We start from the raw sequence: 17,739 nt of genomic DNA, 5'->3' as shown, positions 1-17,739 counted from the left end.
TACTGTTCCAAAAACGAACACTTTATATTAATTCACAATTTGTATAGATTTAATAATAAAACACTCCCCGGTATGGCATTGCCTTGGCAGGGAGCATTGGCATGATCAGGAACTATCTAAAAATCGCATGGAGGAACCTCCTCAAGAACAAGACTTTTTCGCTGATTAATATCGCGGGACTGTCTATCGGCATGGGCGTGGCGCTGCTCATTGGCCTGTGGATCTACGATGAAGTGACGTTCAGTAAAAATCATAAAAACTACGACCGCATTGTGCAGGTGATGCAGCACCAGACCTTTAACGGTGAAACCAGCACACAGCAATCAGTCCCTTATTTGCTTGGCGAAGAGCTTCGGTTACAATATGGCAGCGACTTCAAACACGTTTCCATGGCATCCTGGAACAACAGCCACATTCTTACCCATGGAGAGGTGGCCGTATCGCATGTAGGCAATTTCTTCGAACCTGCATTCCCGGAAATAATGAGTCTGGACATGGTGGCCGGCACGCGCAACGGGCTTACCGATGTTAATTCCATCCTCCTCTCCCAGTCTTCCGCCAAAGCGATTTTCGTGGATAAAAACCCACTGGGTCAGATCATCAAACTCGACAATACTGCCCCCGTTAAAGTAACGGGCATTTATAAAGACCTGCCGGAAAATTCTGCATTTGGCGGATTACAGTTCATGTCTACCTGGGCGCTGTACCTCCGTCAAAACCCATGGATCGGGGAGATGACAAACCCCTGGCGTTCCAACTTCGTGCAATCATTCGCACAGCTGGCCGACCATGCAGACCTTGAAACTGTTTCTAAAAAAATCACAAAGGTGAAAATGGAAAAAGTGCGGGAAGAAGATAAAGGCTTTAACCCGCAGGTATTCCTTTTCCCCATGAGTAAATGGCATCTTTACAGTGAATGGAAAGCAGGTAAAAACGCCGGTGGCAGAATACAGTCTGTATGGCTCTTCGGCATCATAGGTGTTTTCGTACTGTTACTGGCGTGTATCAACTTCATGAACCTCAGTACTGCCCGAAGTGAAAAACGTGCGCGGGAAGTGGGTATCCGGAAAGCAGTCGGCTCACACAGAAACCAGTTAGTAGTGCAGTTTTTCAGTGAATCCATCCTGCTGGCTTTCATCGGATTCATATTGTCATTAGTATTGGTTCAGCTGGCATTACCCACCTTTAACGATGTGGCCGGCAAACACATTTCTTTGCCGCTCCTAAACCCCTTATTCTGGACGGCAGGGATGGGGTTCATGATCCTGACAGGACTTATGGCAGGCAGTTACCCTGCTTTATACTTATCCTCCTTTCAGCCGGTGAAAGTATTGAAAGGCACCTTCAAAGCGGGCCGTAATGCCTCCACTCCCCGGAAGGCACTGGTAGTGCTGCAATTCGCCGTTTCTGTAATACTTATTATTGGAACCATCATAGTATTCCGGCAGATCCGGCATGCGCAGAACAGGCCTGTGGCCTATAACCGCGATGGGCTGATCAACGTTTTCATGTCTACCAACGAACTGCGTAAAAACTATGACCTCATCCGGCAGGATGCACTGGCATCCGGAGCAGCCACCGATGTATCTCATGCCTCGTCTCCGCCCAGTGAAATTTATGCCATCAATAATGGCTATACATGGGAGGGAATGCCTCCTTCTGCTCAGGGCAACTTCGTAGCTGTAGATGTATCGCACGAATATGGGAAAACGGTGCAGTGGGAGCTGTTGGAGGGCCGCAACTTCAACCGGCAGCTTGCCTCCGATTCCAATGCTATTGTCCTGAACGAAACCGCAGTGAAATTCATGCAGCTGAAAGATCCTGTCGGGAAAGTCGTTAAAAAAGACGGAGTAGCATTTAACGTGATCGGCGTGGTGAAGGATATGGTCATGCAATCGCCCTACAACCCCGTGTTCCGCACCATATTCAGCCTGGATAAAGAACGTGGTAATATCATACTGCTTCGGCTCAACCCGAACAGACCCGTTGCCAATTCTATAAAGGAACTGGAAACAGTGTTCGCGAAACATAACCCCGGCGTGCCTTTCATGTACGAATTCGTGGATGTGCAATACGGACAAAAGTTTCTGTCCGAACAGCGCATCGGTAAACTATCAGCCTACTTTGCAGTGCTGGCCATATTTATCAGCTGCCTCGGCCTCTTCGGCATGGCGAACTTTATGGCCGAACAGCGTGTGAAAGAAATTGGAGTGCGTAAAGTAATGGGCGCTTCGGTATTCAGCCTTTGGCGGTTAATGTCCACCGACTTCGTAGTACTGGTATTCATTGCACTGGTCATCGCCATACCACTGGCATGGCTGGGTATGCAGCACTGGCTGAACGGGTTTGAATACCGCACCGAGATTACCTGGTGGCTGGTAGGCGCTACGGCCCTTGGGGCCCTGCTCATTGCACTGCTCACCGTTAGTGCACAGAGCATCCGCGCTGCGCTGGCCGACCCTGTTAAAAGCCTCCGCTCAGAATAGCTTTTCTTCTATCACTTGTATTTCACGGCCCCGTTTCCGGGGCCGTTTTTGTTACTGGAAGCCATTATCCTGCAATACAAACACCCCAACCGCCAGCCGGAATCACCTCCCTTCCATAGCAGGGAAGGAAGGATGTAAATTCCCCGAAAATCACTATCAAATGAAGAAGCTGTGTTACATCCCTCATTTCGGAGATATCTTCTATGAAAGTCCTGCAGAATACTACGATGCAAGCATCAAACGCAATGGGGTATACCTTGATTTTGACATCAGCTTTTCCGGTGAGCCGGTAGCACTTTCACAAATGGAGTCTATGCAAAAGATGATGGATGAGCTGGACGCTGCTGATGAAAAGTTAATGCGGTACCTCAGGGAGCAGGCTGCTGAGGAAAATGGTGGCATAGTGGGTAACTATACCAGCATGCTGATAAAAGAATTACCACCAGAGAATATGGCGGCACTTATTGCGCCTGAAAATTCTGATCCTCCGCATCTGCAGGTATTACGGCAAATGAACCTCGTAAGACTGGGCTTCATCCCGGAAGATGATTTCCAGTTCGCCATCTTCGACTATAGTATAGACATTTTTCTTACCCGCACCGTCATCACCATATATGTAAATGAGAAAGGGGATATTCTGGATTCGATGATAATTAAATGATTACCTCCGCATAAACAATCCCGACAGCAGGCGTACGATCAGCAGTGATAAAATACTGAATCCTGCGGTGATCCACCAGTCTATAGCCGGCATCATCTGTAGCCTTAATGCCGCTGCTACCGGGGGTATGAAAAGGCAGGCCAGTGTAACGCCCGCACTGAGGAAAATGGAGCCGATCAGGTATTTATTGCGCATCACAGGGCCACCCAGGAACTTCTCACGGGGTTCTTTCATGCTCAATGCATGGAGGAGCTGGGATAGGATGAGGGTATAAAACAGCACATTATTAGCTGCCCGCGCATCTGTGACACCTTCCCTGAAATACTCCGCGGCAAAAGCCGCACCCAGCGCACTGCCACCTATCACGGCGGCATATACCCAGATCCACGTCCACCCGTTCCTGCTGAGGATGGGCTTGCGCGGATCACGGGGCGACTTCTGCATCACGGTATCGTCGCCCTCCGTGAAGCCCAGCGCCATAGCGGGGAATACATCAGTGATGAGGTTGATGAAAAGGATTTGAATGGCGGCAAGCTGGAAGGGAATATTGAAAGTGGCAATTCCTCCTATGACCAGCAGCTCGCTCAGGTTGCAGGACAGCAGGAAGATAATGAAGCGGCGGATGTTTGTGAATATCACACGCCCCTGCCGTACTGCCATCACAATAGATTCAAAGGCATCATCCTTCAGCACCATATCCGCTACTTCCTGCGATACCTGCGTGCCCCGGATGCCCATGGCGATGCCGATATCGGCCTTTTTCAGTGCGGGAGCATCGTTGACCCCGTCTCCCGTCATGGCCACGATATGATGATCTTCCTGAAGGCCGTTCACCAGGTCGAGCTTCTGGCGGGGGCTTACCCGTGCAAAAACCGCGGCACCTTCCCAGGCAGCGGGGTCTTTTTCCAGCTCCCGGCCTGTAACAACCGGCTTCTCCCCTTCCTGAACGATATCAAGTTGCCGGGCAATGGTAGCAGCCGTAGCCGGATGGTCACCCGTAAGCATCAGCACCCTTATACCGGCTCCATGGCATTCCCGGATCACCTGCTTCACCCCATGCCGCGGCGGGTCCATAAAGCCCGTTATACCGAGGAATACGAGCTTCTGCAGCATCTCATCCGGACTTTCATTTTCCAGGCGGCAGGCATAGCCTAATGTTTTTAGTCCGGATGCGGCCAGCTCCTCTGTGGCAGCCATCCAATGTGCCTTTTCTTCCGCGGTTAATGGCTCATGGTTGCCGTTTTTCAGGATAGTGGTGCAATAGTCCAGCAGATCTTCCGTGGCGCCTTTGGCAGATACCCGGTATTGCCCGTTGCTTTGATGCAGGGTGGCCATTACACGGGTATCGGAGTTGAAGGGGGCTTCGTCCTGCTTACTGAATGCTGAACGGAGGCTGTTTACCTCCGCTCCGGTTTCTTCTGCAAACTGCAACAGGCTCACTTCAATAGGGTCGCCGATGCCTTTTTCCCCTTCCAGCGTGGCATTATTGCATAATACTGCCGTTTCCTTCAGGAGCCGGAATACGTCTTCTTCAGGCGCCGGTTCGCCCTGCTTCCAGGTTAAGGCATATAGCCGGGCGTCTGTCACCTGCATTTTATTCTCCGTGAGGGTACCGGTTTTATCTGTACAGATCACCGTAGTGGCCCCGAGGGTTTCTACGGCAGAGAGCTTTTTGACGATTACATTCTGCCGGGCCATACGGATCATGCCCCTGGCCAGGCTGAGGGTGGCCACCACCGGCAAACCTTCCGGGATGGCGGCAACGGCCAGTGCAATGGAGGTTTTCAGCATTTCAAGGATGGGCACCTGGTTAAGGACGCCGGCCACGAAAATCAATATCACGATGCCGACGGTGATGCCGATCAGGCGTTTACTGAAGCTTTCCAGTTTCTTTTCCAACGGGGTGGCCGACTTTTTCGCCCCGGCCACCAGGTGGGCGATATGGCCAAGCTCCGTTTGCATGCCCGTGGAAGTGCAGAGCACTTTCGCATTGCCGTTCCGGATGAAGGTGCCTTTATACACCATATTGGAGCGCTCGGCCAGCGGGGTGTCTTCCGGGAGTTCACCGGCCGATTTGTCTGCCGGGAGGGATTCCCCGGTGAGGGCCGACTCATCTGCCTGGAGGCTGGTGGCTTCCAGGATGCGGCCGTCGGCCTGAACCATATCTCCTGCATCGAGCAGGATGATATCGCCGGGAACGATGCTGGTGGAGAGGATTTCGGTGACATGCCCGCCCCGGAGTACCCTGGCAGACTGGGTGGTCATTTGCCTGAGGGCGTCCATGGCTTTACCGGCCTGGAATTCCATGATAAAACCGATGATTGCGTTCAGGAGGATCACAACGGCAATAGCGATGGCATCGAGCCATTCCCGGAAGAAGAGGGACATGCCCATGGCAATAACCAGCAGGTAGATGACGGGGCTCATGAACTGGTGCAGGAGGATCATCCATGGAGACTCCCTGTGGGTGGCCGCCAGCTCGTTGGGGCCATGCTCTGCCAGCAGCTGTTCCGCCTTTTCAGGGCTGATGCCGGTACCGGGATCGGTGCCATACTGCTGTATTAAATCTTTGATATTTACGGGATGGGCTTCCATGCGCAAAGTATTGGTTTGTCAAGACTTTACAAATCAGCTACAAATTTGTTTCCGAAACAATGATCCAAACACGCGTTTATATGGAAAATTCGTTGTAAATTAAATCAGAATCAGACTTCCTATAACTGTTACATATGCCAGCGCGTATCTTCGCTTTCGTGTGCCTTTTGATGCAGGGCAATGTCCTGCTTGCGCAAAACATTCATTTTGACGGCATTTATTCCGCCAGAGTTCATCATGTTTCCCAGTCAGACGACCGGCAATCTTACCTCCGTTTTTACCCGGACGGGGCAGTATTTCTGCAATCCGGGGTTTCGGACGATGCTAAGTCTGTGGCGGGATGGTTCGGGAGAGACAAAAGATACGCGCAAAAAGGCACCTACAGCTGGAAAGACGGAGAGCTGATCCTGCAATTAAATACCGAAACCCGGCCGGAGGGTGTTCAAAACCTTGCCCTCCGCGGCAAAGTAAATGATGGCCGCCTTCAGTTAACTGATCCGCTAGATTGCAGCGAGCTTTCTTTCGAATTCCATGAAGTAAAGGATACCACCGTTGTAAAATACAACCGTTATCAGCCCGAATTGCGCCTCCCCGGCACCTGGCAGATGCACCGTAATTCCAAAGATCCCCGTCAGGTAACCTTCACCAATGCAGATTCCACTGTGATCGCCATTGCCGTAATGCCCGGCGAAGCACTGGATGTATTCGTCAGCGAACGCACCGATTTCGAGAACGCCCTCGCTTATTATAACTGGGATAGCCGCACCCTGCGCGATGAAGCCCGCATGACGGTACGCAAGCTTTCTGAAAACCGTGAAAAAGCTTACATCTGCTGGCAGGCGAAAAACAGCCAGCAAAACATGTACTTCCTCTTCGGTACCCGCGGCAACAAACTCTTCAATTGCATGATCAAAGCTCCCGACATGCCGGAGCAGCAAAAAATCGACCTACTGGAAAAGGTATATGAAATGAATCACTTGTAAACCGTATACAACGGCTTCCAGTCGCTCTTCGGTTCAAAATGATTCCAGATCACTGCAGATACATTCCTGATAAATACTACCGCTTCATTATCATCCGACCAACGCTGGTCTTTATTGTTCTTCGTGGCTACATGAAACACATAATCGCCATGCGGCGCATTTACCAGCACCACTTCCGACCTTGTTGCATCCACTGATCCCGTTTTATGTGCGGCCTGCACATATGGAGGCAACTGCGAAAGAGAGGATTCGTCATAATATCCTCTGCACATTAACCGGTACATACGGTCACTCGCAGCCGGACTGATAATCTCTCCCTTCCTGATCATTTTTACAAGACGCGCCATTTCGCGGGGCGTGGTTTGCCCCCAGCCGTACTTCTTCCAAATCTCCGCCCTGCCCGGTGTTCTTGAATTCACGCGGGTATCCTTCAATCCGTATTGCTCCATCAGTTCATTGACCCGCGCACCACCGCCGGCCATAGACTGGATCATGAGCGAAGTGGTATTATCGCTGTAAGACATCATGAGCGCTGCCAGCACGCTTACTTCAGTAGCAGCACTGTCGCGGAAAAACTGCATGATGCCCGATCCTCCGTATTTGGAAGAATCCCGGTAAGTCCATGGCTGATGGTACTTCAGCTCCCCTTTCTCGATTTTATCGAACAGTCCTACCAGTAATGGCACTTTCACTATGCTGGCGGTAGGGAACACCGTATCCGCATTTATAGCCACAAATCTGCCTGTTTTTAGATTTTCCACATAGATGCCTGCCTCGCCCTGAAAGTTGGCAGCAAGCGCCTGCAATTTGGCAGTAAGCTTATGATCTTCTTTCTGGCAGAATGCAGCAATGGGAAAGGCCAGTAACAGGCAAAGGAAACGGAGTTGTAAGCGATGGTTTAACATGTTGGGAGATCTTGGGTTTGGCAAGGAATACTCCCAAAATAAAAAAAATCACCGGTATTCCATACTGTTATACGCCTACGTGCAGAAACAGGTTAACGCCTTCGGGTTCATGTTCCACCTTTATCTTCCCCGGATCAGCACCGGCGCTGATGGCCAGCTCCTTTAAATGCGCAGCGGAGCGGTGTATGAGATACCATTCACTGATGATCTCCATATAGCCACGGGTGGGGTTATGGTCTCCAAAATTTCCGATAATCACTTCACCACCGGGGTTCGTCCATCCCATCATTTTCCGGAGCAGCCGTACAAACACGGCATCGTCGAAATAATCGAACAGGCCTGCGCTCCATACAATATCAAAACGCTGGTCTGTATCAAAACGGAATACGTTGCGGTGAATGAATGTAATGTGATCCATGTTTGGAGCATTCAGCTCCGTTGCATATGCAATAGCCTGTGCATCTGCTTCCACGCAAACAGTCTGAAGCCTTGAGGGATCAATACGGGCATAGGCTTCTGACAGGTCGCGGCCCGGGCCGCTGGCAATATTCAGGAGGGAAGCTTTGCTTTTTCCCCTGAGCCATCTCCGGACCATACGGATGAAATAATCCTTACGGTTACGCACTGCGCGTGTGGCGGGCTGCTGATGCCAGAAGATGTCCCACTTACGAAGCAACGCATCCGCAGTTACTTCTTCGCGGTAGATCTTATCGATGATAAGGAAATCGCCTGCATAACCGAAAGGTTTGGCCCGGGCATGGCCCAGTATGGTGTGCCCTATTTCATCATCGGTTCCAAAGCCATTGTACAATGCTGCTTTTTCTGATTCGGAGAAAGCACCGCTCCGGAGTGCCGCGGCAATGGATTCAAAAACTTCATTTAATGCGCCGTATTCGCATGCTTCGGGGCCGCCATTACCAATGATGCGGCGGAGGAACTGTACGGGGGAGGATGTTGTATTCATATGGGGTAACGATTTCAGTAAAATTGGGCAGTTGGCCGCTATAAGGGATGGTGCAATTAACGGGAACGGCATCCGGGTTAATCAAAAGCACCCAATCATTAATCGGCATCCCGGCGCAGGACAGGGCTTATTACTTTCACGGAACAAAACCCCACTGTTATGCAACACATCGGCATCATCGGCGCAGGCCTCAGCGGCCTGGCTACTGCTAAAACCTTTATCCGCGCAGGTTACCGCGTTACCCTCATCGAAAAAGCCGCAGGTATTGGCGGCGTATGGGAAAAAAGCCGCTCCTACCATGGTGTAGCCACCCAAACCACCCGCGACGAATATGCGTTCTCCGACTTCCCCATGCCACAGGATTATCCTTTATGGCCATCCGGTGAACAGGTACAGCAATACCTGCAATCCTATGCGGATCACTTCGGTATTACACCGCACATCCGCTTCAACACCGCCGTATCCTGGCTCCGCCGCGAAGACGGCAGCTGGCTGGCAGATATTACGCACCTGCCTTCCGGCAATACCGATACTGTATCGTTTGATTTTGTAGCCGTTTGCACCGGCACATTCAGTACCCCCAGCATACCATCCTTTCCCGGTGCTGAAACCTTCCCCGGGAAGATCCTGCATTCCAGCCAGGTATCAGACCCCGCCATACTGAAAGGGAAACGCGTAGCCGTGGTAGGCTTCGCCAAATCCGCCACCGATGTGGCTACCCTGGCGGCAGACATTGCCCCTGAATGCCATCTCCTTTTCCGCAAAGCGCAATGGAAGGTGCCCCGCTATTTCGGGAACCTCATCAACATGCGCTACCTCCTTTTCTCCCGTTTCTCCGAAGCATTCTTCAACGCTCCTTATAAAACACCCTTTCAGAAATTCCTGCATACCGCAGGTAAACCCATGGTATGGATGCAATGGCGCGGACTGGAGCTGCTGCTCAAAAAGCAGTTCAGTCTAAAAGCCTGTAACATGCTCCCCACCCATAAAATTGAAGACCAGATCAGTTGCAGTTTAGGCGTTGCGCCTGAGGGGTTTTATGAAAAGGTAAAGAACGGCTCCATCCGCGCACAACAAACCGAAATTGAAGCGATCGACGGCAACACATTGCATCTTCGTAACGGCCAATCCATCCAGGCAGACATACTCGTGTGTGGTACCGGCTTCCGGCAATCGCTTTCCTTTCTCGATACAGAACACCGCCGGCATATTATTGGTGAGCAGGGGCACTTTCAGCTGTTCCGCAACATCCTGCATCCGGAGGTGCCCAACCTGGGATTTGTAGGGTATAATTCCAGTCTTTTCACCACACTTACATCCGAGATTGCCGCCAATTGGCTGCTGCGCTATGCACAGGGCCGTTTGCGTCTTCCCGCGCCTGATCAGATCCGGGACGATATGGCATATATGAATAACTGGCGGAAAACAGGCCGGCCAATTGCCGGGGAGTTTAGCGGTACCTGCGTGGCTCCATTTAATTTCATGCACCTCGACCAGCTGATGCGTGATATGGGCCTGCGGACTACTGCCACCCGCTGGGCTCCTTATGAATTTTTTAAGCCAATCAACCCGAAAGATTATCGTATTTTACTGGCAGATTCCGCGCAGAAGGAACAACCCCAGTCGCAACCGGCCTCCCGGTCTGCAGACGCCATTGCCTAGAAAACATGAAAGCTTCTGAACAAATCGCAGCATTGAAAAACCGGATCAGGGAACTGGAAGCAGCTGCTTCCTCCTCACATCCTCAACCAGCTTCCGATGCCCCTTCCGTTAAAGTACCGGCGGCATTCGATCTGTACTTCCGGAAAGCGGAAGAAAAAGTAAAAGCCTATTTCTCCGACATACGGATGCGGCCATCAGAAGGCACCATCGAAATTTCAGGAGAAAGGTATGTGCTGATCAGGGCATCGGCTTTATCGAAAGACTTTCTGGACAGTATTCTCAAACTTTATGGAGACAGAGGAGAAAGCGAAGCATTCGGAATAGGGAGAGATTTCCTGTTTGATATATCGCATGCCATCGGTATCAATGATGCCAAATCATTTCATGGTAAAATGCATGTCACCGATCCATTATCCCGGCTGTCTGCCGGGCCGGTGCATTTCGCATATACGGGTTGGGCATTCGTGGATATTTTACCGGAAAGCTCCCCTACTCCTGACGATAATTTCTTCCTCTACTACCATCATCCATTTTCGTTTGAGGCGGATGCATGGTTGCGGGCGGGTGTGCAATCCGCAGCACCGGTGTGTATTATGAGTGCGGGCTATTCCACAGGCTGGTGCCAGGAAAGCTTCGGCGTTCCGCTAACGGCAGTAGAGGTAAGCTGCCGGGCAAAGGGTGATGAAAACTGCACCTTCATTATGGCTCCTCCTCACCGCATCAGCGGGCACCTGGAGCGTTTTGCCAGAAACAAAGGACAACATGCAGCTCCGGTAACCTCACCGGATATACCTACTTTCTTTCTTCGTAAAACCATTGAAGAGCAACTGGAAAAAGCACGGGTGCTGGCGGAAGAATCCTCGCAGGCCAAATCGGAGTTCGTTGCCAATATGAGCCATGAACTGCGTACCCCGCTCACCGCTATATTGGGCTTCACTGAACTGCTGAAGAAAACCCGGCTGTCGGCCCGCCAGACCGAGTACCTGGAAGCCATTTGCACTTCCGGCAGCAACCTGCTGTCTACCATCAACGATATCATGGACCTCAGCAAGCTGGATGCCGGCAAGATAGCCGTGGCCTCTGCCCCGTTGAGCATCCCCCAGATGCTGCATGCCATTGGCCTCATGCTCGATCCTAAAGTGCGCAGTAAAGAGCTGCAGTACACCTGTACCATTGCGGAGCAATTAGCACAACCCTTACTGGGAGATAGTATGCGTGTATCCCAGATTCTATTGAACATCATTGGTAATGCGGTGAAGTTCACCGAAAAAGGAGGCATTTCGATCACCTGCAGCGTTGAATCGGAAACCCAGCATTCCCTGCGTGCCATCTTCCGGATACGCGATACCGGTATAGGTATTTCCGCATCTAAACAGGCGGCAGTATTTGAACGATTTACCCAGGCCGACACTGCCATATCCCGCAAATACGGTGGTTCCGGATTGGGTCTGGCCATTGCAAGAGAGCTGGCGCAGATCATGGGCGGAACAATTGAGCTGGAAAGTAAGCCCGGTAAAGGAACCGAGTTCATCGTAAAACTTCCTTTTGTAAAAGCCGCTGCACATATTGTTGCGGAACAGCATGAAGCCCCTGCTGCGGTGGAAGGCGCGGGCTGCAGGGTGCTGGTAGTGGAAGATAATGTGCTGAACCAGAAAATGACGCGCCTCATGCTGGAAAATAACGGCTACACCGCCTTCGGGGTTAACAGCGGCACCAAGGCCCTGGCATGGCTGCGGAAGAATACGGCCGATCTCATCCTTATGGATATTCAGATACCCGGCATGGATGGCTACGCCGCCACCCGTAAAATACGGGAAGAGCTGGGGCTGCAAACCCCAATTATTGCCATTACGGCGCATGCCTTTAGTGGTGAAAAAGAGAAATGCATTGCAGCGGGTATGAACGGTTATCTCTCCAAGCCTTTCCGGGAGCAGGAGTTACTGTCGGTGATGGCAGGTAACCGTGCGCCGGCGGTGGTAGACCTCCGCTTCCTCCGGGAGCAAACGCGGCAAAATACCGCCTTTATGCAGGAGATGATCCGGACCTTTCTGCAGCAATCCCCTAAAGACCTGAAAGCCCTTGAAAAAGCAGCGGCTACGGGCAACGGGGAGCAGCTATATAAGATCGCACATACCATGAGTACTTCGGCAGGCTTCTTCGGGCTGTCGGAACATATAGGTCCGGAGTTGCAGGTACTTCAGCGTACACGCACAGCGGAGCCTGCGCAGCTGCAAAAAGTGAGGCGGGTGCTGGAGCAGGCATGGGATGAGTTGCGGCAGGTTACACCGTCCGCTTTGTCATCAGCATCATAAAATCTTCTTTCTTTTTAGGGGAAATAGCTACCATGGCACCATCGCTCATAATAGCGTAGCCACCGTCGGTCTTCACCCAGCGCTTTACATCTTTCAGGTTGATGATATTGGAGTTATGGATACGGAAGAAGCCGTATTCCTGGAGGGTATTTTCATATTCCTTCAGGTTGCGGCTTACCATGATCTGGCGGCCGTCTTTCAGGAAGAAAATAGTGTACGGCCCTTTGGCTTCGAGGCGTATGATGGTGGAAAGCGGTACGAAATCAACACCTTCGGAGGTGGAGAGGCTGATGCAGAAATCTTCGCCGGAAGGGCGGGAAATATTCTTTAAGAGGAGATCGAGGCGGTTATCATCTCCGGTATCATCCATTTGCCGCAGGGCTTTGGCTACAGCCTGCTGCAGCTCGTCGAATGCGATGGGCTTCAGCAGATAATCTACTGCAGAGAACTTGATGGCGCGGATGGCATAGTGGTCGAATGCGGTGGTGAAAATGACATGAAATTTGTGGCCTGCAGCGCGTTGCAGCACGTCGAACCCGGTGCCCGTTTGCATCTCAATATCGAGAAAAACGAGTTGCGGGGCATGTGATGCGATCATCTGAACGGCTTCGTCTACATTAGACGCGGTGCCGGCAAGCTCCAGCTGGGGACAGTGCTCGCGGACCATATTGGAAAGAAACTCGCGGCTCAGGATTTCATCCTCTACAATGAGCGCTTTGCATTTCATATAAGGGTTTTGAGGTGGCAACAAGATAGGATATTTTTCTCAGCGGATCGTGATGACGGCGGTGTTTTCGCGGCCATTCCCTTCCACAGCTCTCCGGCTTTCTATTGTTACATGTTTATCGTGTAATGCATTGTACCTGCGGATGCGTTCGTGCAGCATATCGGCATGCCCTTCAGCATCGCGCCCGAAAGCGCCGCTGATCCCGTTATCGGTTACTTCCATGCGGATGCTGTTGCCTTCCGGCTTCACCAGCACACTGATAAGCCCTTTCTCGGTATGGCCCAGGTGGAGCACGCCTTTGTAGAGGGCTTCTTCCACCAGGTGGTGCGTCAGGAAAGGCGGTATATCTTCCAGTCCCGCATCGCCCTCCAGCTGAATTTTAAAATCGAACCGGTCGGGGAAACGGTATTGCTCCAGTAACAGGTAATCGCGCACCAGCTCCGTTTCGTCGTGCAGCTGGATGGCGGTTTCATCTCCGAACTGGATCATTTTACGGAGAAACGCCGAAAAACGCCCGATGTACTGAAGGGACGTTTTCTTATCATCCAGACTTATGAAATACTGTATGGAATTCAGGGAGTTGAAGAGAAAATGGGGGTTGAGTCTCGCCTGCAACATTTTCAATCCCAGCAAACCCTCCATTCTCTCCAAATCAGCCCCTTGCTTACGGAGCAGTTCTTTCTGAGCCCTCAATCTTTTACGCAGCCGAACCGTACATCCATACGATCTTACCCCCCACATGATCAGTAACCCCGATGCAACTGCGCCGAATATCCAACCTGTAACCATAGAACTGCTCCTCTGCTTTGAACAACGAAGTTGACGAAATAAACGACTGTAAGCCAGGGTGAATTAACGGATGAGGCATTTGGGTTAACGGACAGGGATACGGAGGTAACAGCTACTTTTACCCGGATATTTCCGTAGATTAGCCCTTATTGCTATTTTTTATCGTTTTGTATGCAACCACGCCGTGAATTTCTGAAGCGCGCAGGATTGGGGGGCCTTGCCACCCTGCTGCCATCGCTCTCCTTCGCTATCCCTCATTCTACGGGGTACCGTAAGCCTGTCCGCATTGGGTTTATTACTGACCTGCACCATCTCCAGTTCGGGAAAAATGAAGAACAAAGGATGCAGGCCTTTATGAATGCCGTCGTGCAGGAAAAGCCTGATTTCATCCTCCAATGCGGCGATTTCTGCCGGCCTAAGGGATCAGACCGCATCATGGCCGAATGGAACCGGTTTACCGGTCCTAAATACCATGTTATCGGCAATCATGACATGGATGTATGCGACAAAGCCACCATTATGGCGCTATGGGGCATGAAAAGCAGGTACTATTCCTTCGACCTGGGTGGTTTCCATTTCGTGGTACTGGACCGCAATTACCTCCGCGATAAGGAGGGCAAACTGGTGCATTACGATACCTCTAACTGGGGGCCTTTACCATCCGAACAACGGTCTTTCACCGATCCGGAACAACTGGAATGGCTCAAACAGGACCTGGCAGGGGCTAAATACCCCACCATCGTATTCATGCACCAGCCGGTTTTCCTAAGCGAATGGACGACCGAACTTGGCAATGCGGAAGAAATTCTGTCCATTTTTGACCGGCATAACTACACCGCCAGCCAATCCGGCTCAAACGCCACTGTATGTGCGGTGTTCATGGGGCACGACCACGACGACCGCTATGGCGAACGCAATGGGGTGCATTATTTCATCATCAACAGTGCCTCCTATGTTTATACCGACACCGGGGCGCATTACTATAACGATTCCCTTTTCGCCTTTATCACGCTCGACCCCTCAGGGAAACTTCATATTGAGGGCCGCAGCAGCAGTTATCCTGCAGGCACTCCGGAAAAGGTAAAGGCTGTGTATCAGCCCCGTATCAACGACCGAAGTATGCGTGTGTTTACGCCATCAGGTAAAAAAGGCTAAAGGCACATTCGTGGGATAGGGGATTTGCCGGAGAATCGTATCTTACGGGTGCATATTTTTATCCTATCCTATGAAGAAGACCCTGCTCATTGCCCTGGGAGCCTTGTGCCATACCTATGCCTCCGCCCAGGAAAATCTTTACCAGATAGCCGATTCCATCCGTTCGGAAGGCATATTGCTCTACCAGCATCTGCAAATCTGCAGAACAGGTGTGGAACTGCTGGAAGCCGATACCACCGGCCGTGTACAATTACAGGCCTCCGGGTTTCTCAGCTACCGCGATGGTAACGGTTACATGCTGATGATGCCACACAGGGCATCCAGCAACCGGCCCGTTATTACCAGCTACCGGTTCGACTCTACGCTTAATGCGCAAACCGCCCGCCGGCACGTAGGCCGTGAGATGACTACCTATGAAGCGGAAGTATGGGAACTGTGGAAAATGGTGACCCTCATGGTGCAGAAAGACCCGGGCTTCAAAAAGGTACGGGACACTTACTTTATGGTGGTACCCATGATAGAAGGGGAATCGCGGAAGGTGTATGTTTTATCTGCCGCCACGAGGAATAATTTCTTCGCACTGGGAAACGATTATCTCCTGCACTTTAACAGCGCATTTGAACTCGTTTCGAAACAACAGTTCCATACCCATAACCTGATGACGCCATATGGCAGAAAATCGTCGGGGCACATCCATTCAGAAAGCGCTCCTTACATTTCCGCCACCGATGTTTGCGCTTTCATGCTGCATCCCAAAGCTTTTGCCCAGGAATCACTGAAGGTGTATTCCCCCACATTCGTTTCCGAATGGAATTTCAGGGACAAAACGCTGGACATCATTCCAAGGATCTCCCAATAAAAAAGCAGGCAGGCCGTAAATCGCAACGGCCTGCCTGCACCAATTACACGCTAACACCTAGTTCCAGCTGTTAGCGATATCACTCGCCACATTGGGGTTCGTATCTTTCTCCTGCTGCGGGATGGGCAGCAGTACATTTCTGTCAAGGAAAGTTTCAGCGCCATATTGCGCTTTCAGTTCTGCATTGAGCACCTGCTTCAACAGGCCCCAGCGTAGCAGGTCGAAATAGCGGCTCTGCTCACCAGACAACTCAATACGGCGCTCCCGCATGAGAATGTTCATAGCATTAGCCTTTGCTCCCAGTGTAGTATACTGGAATGCAGCAACGCGCTGGCGTACCTGGTTGATGAATGGTCTTCCTGCTTCCGCATTATCTTCCTGAATATAAGTTTCCGCAAGCATCAGCAGTACATCCGCATAACGGATCACAAGGGAGTTAATGCCGCTGGCAGGACCGCCATAGCTCTTCACTTCTTCGTAATACTGATATTTCCTCCAGCGGTATCCGCCCTGGCTTTCTGCAAATGGATATACCTGCGTGCCTTCGGGGCACTGGTTACAGTAATCGGTTTTACCGCCACTGGCAGCATTACCATAGAATACCGATTTAGCGCGGGGATCCACATAGGCGTTACCGGCTTCGTTCGTATAACGGAACGCATTCACCAATGCGTCGGATACAAATACGTTGCGCCAGTCGTTGAATCCATATTCCTGTGCCCGGTCGCTATGTGTGGCCTTGTTACCCCATGTTTCCTGTCCGCCGAAAACGTAGTACTGGTTACCAATCCCCCAGTCAGTCCATTTCGCGTGCATCACCTGGAATAATATCTCAGGGTTAGACTGGTTGTTCTGTGTGAACAGATCGTCGTAACTGGTGCTCAGCTGATACGTGTAAGGCGCCTGTGTAAGCGGTTGCAGTGCGGCTCGGGCTTCTGCCCATTTCTTCTGGAACAGGTATACTTTACCCAGCAGCGCACTGGCAGCTCCTTTGTTTACGCGGCCCAGATCATTGGACGCCTGATCTTTCGGATATGGCAGATCAGTCACTGCAGCCTTGAGATCGTTCTCCACGGCAGTCCACAGCTCTGCAGCAGTATTACGTTTGGGATAGAGGTTGCTCATTGCCTCCGAATAGCTTGTACGGAGCGGCGCGCGGCCCCACAGCATTACCAGGTGCATATTGGCATATGCCCGCAGGAACTTCGCTTCAGCGATGTATTGCTTCTGCAATGCCTGATCTGCAGGAGTAGCCGGCTGCCAAACGGTAGCACGGTCGATCACCACATTGGCACGCAGTACGAGGCGGTACATGGATGCCCATAAGCTGGTTAAGATACTGTTGGATGGCGTGAAAGTGAAATCTGACAGGGGTCTGATATCTCCCTGAAGGGGAGCATCTCTCTTCGCATCATTACCCATCAGATCGAAAATGAAATAGTATTCGCGCGACCACATACCATTATGCAGCAGTACGGCGTAGGTAGCAATCACGGCTTCGTTCAGCTGAGCCGCTCCGGTGAAATAGTTGTCATAGCCGTAGGCGCCGGGATTTTCAACATCCAGCTTCGATTTGCTGCACCCGAATCCTGTGAGCAGCAGCACGGCCAGTATGATGGAAAAACTTCTTTTCATGATTCA

General features: G+C 51.4%; 13 protein-coding genes. 7 read left to right on the top strand and 6 right to left on the bottom strand.

Going from position 1 to position 17,739, the window contains the following annotated elements; translation table 11 throughout:
• Positions 1-101: 101 nt before the first annotated feature.
• Entirely contained in the window at positions 102-2,486 is a 2,385-nt protein-coding gene (locus DEV76_RS14660) for an ABC transporter permease (RefSeq protein WP_109698679.1), read from the top strand.
• Between the two features lie 160 nt (positions 2,487-2,646).
• Entirely contained in the window at positions 2,647-3,147 is a 501-nt protein-coding gene (locus DEV76_RS14655) for a DUF2004 domain-containing protein (protein WP_109698678.1), read from the top strand.
• Here DEV76_RS14655 and DEV76_RS14650 read toward each other — a convergent pair whose 3' ends face one another.
• Positions 3,148-5,742: a cation-translocating P-type ATPase gene (locus DEV76_RS14650; protein ID WP_109698677.1), complete on the bottom strand. Its 2,595-nt coding sequence runs from the start codon at positions 5,740-5,742 to the stop codon at positions 3,148-3,150.
• 134 nt (positions 5,743-5,876) lie between these two features.
• On the opposite strand from DEV76_RS14650, the gene DEV76_RS14645 reads away from it, so the two are divergent.
• Positions 5,877-6,725 (top strand): hypothetical protein, encoded by an 849-nt coding sequence (locus tag DEV76_RS14645; protein ID WP_157962903.1) that lies wholly within the window; start codon positions 5,877-5,879, stop codon positions 6,723-6,725.
• Here the strand turns inward: DEV76_RS14645 and DEV76_RS14640 are convergent.
• Together DEV76_RS14640 and DEV76_RS14635 are read right to left on the bottom strand one after the other, a co-directional pair.
• On the bottom strand, positions 6,716-7,630 hold the full coding sequence (locus tag DEV76_RS14640) for a serine hydrolase (RefSeq protein ID WP_109698675.1): 915 nt from the start codon (positions 7,628-7,630) through the stop codon (positions 6,716-6,718). The genes DEV76_RS14645 and DEV76_RS14640 overlap by 10 nt on opposite strands.
• A gap of 67 nt (positions 7,631-7,697) precedes the next feature.
• A complete protein-coding gene (locus DEV76_RS14635) occupies positions 7,698-8,594 on the bottom strand; it encodes a class I SAM-dependent methyltransferase (protein WP_109698674.1) in 897 nt (298 codons plus the stop codon).
• 159 nt (positions 8,595-8,753) lie between these two features.
• Here DEV76_RS14635 and DEV76_RS14630 point away from each other — a divergent pair, with 159 nt between their 5' ends.
• Complete coding sequence (locus tag DEV76_RS14630; RefSeq protein ID WP_109698673.1) at positions 8,754-10,256, top strand: flavin-containing monooxygenase; 1,503 nt, start codon at positions 8,754-8,756, stop codon at positions 10,254-10,256.
• 5 nt (positions 10,257-10,261) lie between these two features.
• Positions 10,262-12,568 (top strand): response regulator, encoded by a 2,307-nt coding sequence (locus DEV76_RS14625; RefSeq protein ID WP_109698672.1) that lies wholly within the window; start codon positions 10,262-10,264, stop codon positions 12,566-12,568.
• Here the strand turns inward: DEV76_RS14625 and DEV76_RS14620 are convergent.
• Together DEV76_RS14620 and DEV76_RS14615 are read right to left on the bottom strand one after the other, a co-directional pair.
• Entirely contained in the window at positions 12,537-13,295 is a 759-nt protein-coding gene (locus DEV76_RS14620; RefSeq protein ID WP_109698671.1) for a LytR/AlgR family response regulator transcription factor, read from the bottom strand. The genes DEV76_RS14625 and DEV76_RS14620 overlap by 32 nt on opposite strands.
• Positions 13,296-13,334: 39 nt before the next feature.
• Positions 13,335-13,937 (bottom strand): sensor histidine kinase, encoded by a 603-nt coding sequence (locus DEV76_RS14615; protein ID WP_232826969.1) that lies wholly within the window; start codon positions 13,935-13,937, stop codon positions 13,335-13,337.
• Positions 13,938-14,255: 318 nt separating this feature from the next.
• On the opposite strand from DEV76_RS14615, the gene DEV76_RS14610 reads away from it, so the two are divergent.
• On the top strand, positions 14,256-15,239 hold the full coding sequence (locus DEV76_RS14610) for a metallophosphoesterase family protein (RefSeq protein WP_109698669.1): 984 nt from the start codon (positions 14,256-14,258) through the stop codon (positions 15,237-15,239).
• A 70-nt stretch (positions 15,240-15,309) separates the two neighbouring features.
• Positions 15,310-16,098: a hypothetical protein gene (locus DEV76_RS14605; RefSeq protein WP_109698668.1), complete on the top strand. Its 789-nt coding sequence runs from the start codon at positions 15,310-15,312 to the stop codon at positions 16,096-16,098.
• Positions 16,099-16,155: 57 nt separating this feature from the next.
• Here DEV76_RS14605 and DEV76_RS14600 read toward each other — a convergent pair whose 3' ends face one another.
• Complete coding sequence (locus tag DEV76_RS14600) at positions 16,156-17,733, bottom strand: RagB/SusD family nutrient uptake outer membrane protein (protein WP_109698667.1); 1,578 nt, start codon at positions 17,731-17,733, stop codon at positions 16,156-16,158.
• Between the last annotated feature and the right edge of the window lie 6 nt (positions 17,734-17,739).

The organism is Chitinophaga deserti, from assembly GCF_003149455.1.
GTDB classification, from domain to species: Bacteria; Bacteroidota; Bacteroidia; order Chitinophagales; family Chitinophagaceae; genus Chitinophaga; species Chitinophaga deserti.
Note: the sequence above shows the minus strand (reverse complement) of the source record. Positions and strands in the feature narration are given on the sequence as shown.

Coding starts and splice junctions, on each gene's coding strand:
- DEV76_RS14660 (WP_109698679.1), top strand. CDS start 102: ATGATCAGGAACTATCTAAAAATCGCATGGAGGAACCTCCTCAAGAAC.
- DEV76_RS14655 (WP_109698678.1), top strand. CDS start 2,647: ATGAAGAAGCTGTGTTACATCCCTCATTTCGGAGATATCTTCTATGAA.
- DEV76_RS14650 (WP_109698677.1), bottom strand. CDS start 5,742: ATGGAAGCCCATCCCGTAAATATCAAAGATTTAATACAGCAGTATGGC.
- DEV76_RS14645 (WP_157962903.1), top strand. CDS start 5,877: ATGCCAGCGCGTATCTTCGCTTTCGTGTGCCTTTTGATGCAGGGCAAT.
- DEV76_RS14640 (WP_109698675.1), bottom strand. CDS start 7,630: ATGTTAAACCATCGCTTACAACTCCGTTTCCTTTGCCTGTTACTGGCC.
- DEV76_RS14635 (WP_109698674.1), bottom strand. CDS start 8,594: ATGAATACAACATCCTCCCCCGTACAGTTCCTCCGCCGCATCATTGGT.
- DEV76_RS14630 (WP_109698673.1), top strand. CDS start 8,754: ATGCAACACATCGGCATCATCGGCGCAGGCCTCAGCGGCCTGGCTACT.
- DEV76_RS14625 (WP_109698672.1), top strand. CDS start 10,262: ATGAAAGCTTCTGAACAAATCGCAGCATTGAAAAACCGGATCAGGGAA.
- DEV76_RS14620 (WP_109698671.1), bottom strand. CDS start 13,295: ATGAAATGCAAAGCGCTCATTGTAGAGGATGAAATCCTGAGCCGCGAG.
- DEV76_RS14615 (WP_232826969.1), bottom strand. CDS start 13,937: ATGGAGGGTTTGCTGGGATTGAAAATGTTGCAGGCGAGACTCAACCCC.
- DEV76_RS14610 (WP_109698669.1), top strand. CDS start 14,256: ATGCAACCACGCCGTGAATTTCTGAAGCGCGCAGGATTGGGGGGCCTT.
- DEV76_RS14605 (WP_109698668.1), top strand. CDS start 15,310: ATGAAGAAGACCCTGCTCATTGCCCTGGGAGCCTTGTGCCATACCTAT.
- DEV76_RS14600 (WP_109698667.1), bottom strand. CDS start 17,733: ATGAAAAGAAGTTTTTCCATCATACTGGCCGTGCTGCTGCTCACAGGA.